The sequence below is a fragment of the Oleiphilus sp. HI0043 genome (assembly GCF_001634935.1).
The window spans coordinates 1-3,606 of the sequence record NZ_LWEY01001103.1; the positions used below are offsets into that span (position 1 = coordinate 1).

The following is a 3,606-nucleotide window of genomic DNA, read 5'->3' on the forward strand; positions in this document are numbered from 1 at the left end:
ATGCGACATCGGTCGCGATCATGGTGCTACCTTCGGGTAAAAAGACCCTAAGTGGCTCTGAGACAATCAGGTAGATATCGTTGGCAAAATAGTAAAGGCCTGCGAAGATCAATATAACGCAAAGCACAGAACGCAGGAGGCGTGTGCGCAATTCTATCAGATGGCTGATTAGAGGCTGGCCTTGGTCGACTACAGTGTCGTTTTCAGTTGCGTTGTCAGAAGTCTTACTCATGTCTTTACTATGCTTAGCTTATTACGGAGGCCATGTTATGACTGCTTAGGCTTGTCGTTTTGCGTATTGCTTTGAAGGTCTTTTGACGAATCAGGCTCTTTTGGTGCCTGAAACAGCTTGTCATACTCATCTCTTGGTAAGGGCTCGAACTCTTCAGCTTCTTTGAGCGTTTCAACTCCGTAGAAGTACATCCTGTTTTGCCGACTATCCTTGCTCATGCAATACAAATGATTTAAAATATTCAGAGGTTCCCTAGTTTTCAAATCTATTTTTAAGTGCCTAGGTCAGCTATTGTTGATAGCTATTAAAAGTAGTTGATCTTACAAGGTTTTTCAATGCGCTGACGCATGCGCTTTACAGGGAGTTTCGAGATTATGTTTAAGCACGGGACATGGGTTCTGTTAATTGCGGTTTTGATTACTGGATGTACTCAATCTCAGACAGAAACTGTTGATGGCATAGGTTCGGTCGAAGGTTTTTCCCCCGCCACCCAGATAACACAAAAAATGAATCAGGCTGTCGAAGCGCAACTTCCCCTCAAAGATTCTGAAGATATCGCACAATCCAAACGAGGCTTCATAGCCACGGTAGAAGGCCTTCAAGTATCCGCCTCCGGAAAATTGGCCTGGAACACAAAGGCCTATGAGTTCATACAAGGACAAGCTCCTGCAACTGTAAATCCTAGTCTTTGGCGGCAGGCGGGACTCAACAACAGGCATGGTTTGTATCAGTTATCAGAGGGGATATATCAGGTTCGTGGTTTCGATCTGGCCAATATGACCGTGATTCGTGGAGAGACGGGCTGGATCGTGATAGACCCGTTAACCACAGTGGAAACGGCACGCGTGGCAATGAAACTGGTAAATGATCAATTAGGAAAAAGACCCGTTAGCGCCATTTTGTTCACCCATTCTCATATTGATCACTTTGGCGGTGCCCATGGCATTGCCTCTCCAGAACAAGTCAGCCAACAGCAACTTAAAGTGATCGCGCCAGAAGGCTTTATGGAAGAGGCCACCAGTGAAAATGTGGTGGCAGGCATGGCAATGGGACGTCGCTCTATGTACATGTACGGAAAGCGATTACCTAAATCTGAAAGAGGGCATGTGGGCTCTGGCTTAGGTAAGGAACCTGCGTTTGGTCAGTTCACTATCTTAGAACCCAATGTGCTGATTTCCGAGAGTGGTGAACGTCATGAGATCGACGGCGTGACATTTGAATTTCAGGTGGTATCCGGTTCAGAAGCACCTGCAGAATTTACTTTCTATCTTCCTGAGTTCCGAGCCTGGTGTGGCGCTGAATTGGTTTCGCGTAATCTCCACAACCTATATACCTTGAGAGGGGCTAAAGTGCGCGATGCTTTGAAGTGGAGCGGTTATATTCATGATGCCATTCAATACGCAGAGAAAAGTGACCTCTATTTTGGCAGTCACCACTGGCCGATATGGGGCAGTGAAAAACTGGTGACATTTCTTAAAGCTCAACGGGATACTTATAAATATATCCATGATCAGTCGGTGCGTTTATTAAATGCAGGGTATACGCCAACGGAGATAGCCGAACAGATTGAGTTGCCTCCGAGTTTGGCCAGTAACTTTTCCAACCGTGGTTACTATGGAACGGTAAAACATAATGCAAAAGCGGTTTATCAGTGGTATTTAGGCTGGTATGACGGAAACCCTGCGAATCTTAATCCGCTTCCTCCGGAAGAATCTGCGGATAAATACATAGCCTTAATGGGAGGGGCTGAGAGGGTTCTACTTGCTGCTCAATCGGCTTTTGACCAGGGTGAATATCGTTGGGTAGCCGAACTTTTGAATAAATTGGTCTTTGCTGACCCTGGCAACGATAAGGCCCGAGAGCTCCTTGCTAAAGCTTATGATCAATTGGGATACCAATCGGAATCAGCGCCTTGGCGAGATAATTATCTTACGGGGGCTTATGAGCTGAGACATGGTGGCCCGGATAAAGGCGTTGATGTGGCAATGATGGAGGGGGTTCTGAGAGAGGCACCTCTTGAGAACTTCTTTATATCAATGGCTGCCCGTTTAATTGGCCCGGAAGCTTTTGATAGCCATCATAAGATCAATATCACCTTCACTGACAGGCAGGTAAATTTCTATTTGTGGATTGAAAATGCCGTTCTGCATTTTGAACAAATTGAACCTGTCAGTGATGCGGATGCCACACTTAAGGTGACTCATGAGTTATTTCTCAAAATGGCCACTGATCAGGCTGGGATCAAAGAAACCCTGTTCTCGGATGATTTGACGGTGGAGGGTAGTAAGCTGGATTTAGTGAGTTTCTTCAGGTTGTTTGAGAAGCCGAGAGGTGTCTTTAATATCATTGAGCCTTAAGGAACTTACTTCTAGGTTCCCTAGAATAAGGCCATTTGATTATCTATTAGGCGATCAAAGTCCATCCCGATAAAGGGCAGAATGCCTTCCGCGATGGGCTTTAGCTGTTTCTCAATGTAGTGTTGGTAATCAATGTCTGATTCAAGATAGTCCAAAGGCTCAGGCCCGTTCAGGGTGATGATATAGTTGATCCAGCCTTTGTGTTGATACTGTAGTGGCTTGCCAAGCGCTTTGTTCTTTTCGTCGGCTATTTTGGCAGATCGAGCATGGGGTGGAACGTTTTTAACGTACTCTCTGAGCGGTCTTCTAAGGCGTTTTCGATAAACCAGCTGATTATCCCGTTCTCCATTCAGTGTGGCCGCCACGGTGTCTTTGATAAATTGGCTTGGGTCGCGATCATCAAAGACGATTTGGTAAAGATTCTTTTGAAAGTCTCTCGCCACGTCTGTCCAATCAGTGCGAACCGTTTCCAACCCTTTAAAGACCATTTCCGGTTGTTGATTTTTAACAACCATACCGGCATAGCGCTTTTTACTGCCCGCTTCAGAACCACGAATGGTCGGGCGTATAGGACGTTTAAAGCACCTTTTCACCCTTCGGATGAAGTAGCATACCCGAAATTGCTGCTCATTTTTATTGCCTAAGCCCCGGAATTTAGCTTCACAGCGCCCAAAGAAGGTCGTATTTTGGTCGATTTGACCGAAAAGTGCCTGGCGAATGGATCTTTAGCCGACAGTTGCCCCACCGGCCTGCCGCAAAGGCTGACAGTACATGGATTGAGAGCTTAGGAGCGTCAATTAAATAAACGAGTCTGCGATGGGCCGAACAGGCTGGGAGTCAGTGGTGGGGCTCGCTCTGGCGGCTGGGTGTGATGGTTAGTATCGGCTTTGGCCGCCTTCTGTTTGAGATGTTTAAGAATCTGCTCGATTATGTCCGGATCCTCAATGCTGGCAATCACTTTGACATGCCCTCCACAGTGCTCGCAAACCTCAATATCAATATTGAAGACTCGCTTAA

Annotated in this window: 4 protein-coding genes and 1 pseudogene; 1 reads left to right on the forward strand and 4 read right to left on the reverse strand. The window is 46.3% G+C overall.

Annotated elements, in window-relative coordinates:
• On the reverse strand, positions 1-232 hold a 232-nt coding region (locus A3729_RS12130; RefSeq protein ID WP_197475827.1), incomplete at its 3' end, for a twin-arginine translocase subunit TatC.
• Between the two features lie 35 nt (positions 233-267).
• Complete coding sequence (locus A3729_RS31665; RefSeq protein ID WP_156490463.1) at positions 268-423, reverse strand: hypothetical protein; 156 nt, start codon at positions 421-423, stop codon at positions 268-270.
• 183 nt (positions 424-606) lie between these two features.
• Here A3729_RS31665 and A3729_RS12135 point away from each other — a divergent pair, with 183 nt between their 5' ends.
• A complete protein-coding gene (locus A3729_RS12135; RefSeq protein ID WP_068510506.1) occupies positions 607-2,589 on the forward strand; it encodes an alkyl/aryl-sulfatase in 1,983 nt (660 codons plus the stop codon).
• A gap of 20 nt (positions 2,590-2,609) precedes the next feature.
• Here A3729_RS12135 and A3729_RS12140 read toward each other — a convergent pair whose 3' ends face one another.
• Entirely contained in the window at positions 2,610-3,182 is a 573-nt protein-coding gene (locus tag A3729_RS12140) for a DNA polymerase domain-containing protein (protein ID WP_068510504.1), read from the reverse strand.
• 200 nt (positions 3,183-3,382) lie between these two features.
• Positions 3,383-3,606: pseudogene (locus A3729_RS12145) on the reverse strand (IS91 family transposase); the annotation flags it as partial.

Coding starts and splice junctions, on each gene's coding strand:
- A3729_RS12135 (WP_068510506.1), top strand. CDS start 607: ATGTTTAAGCACGGGACATGGGTTCTGTTAATTGCGGTTTTGATTACT.
- A3729_RS31665 (WP_156490463.1), bottom strand. CDS start 423: ATGTACTTCTACGGAGTTGAAACGCTCAAAGAAGCTGAAGAGTTCGAG.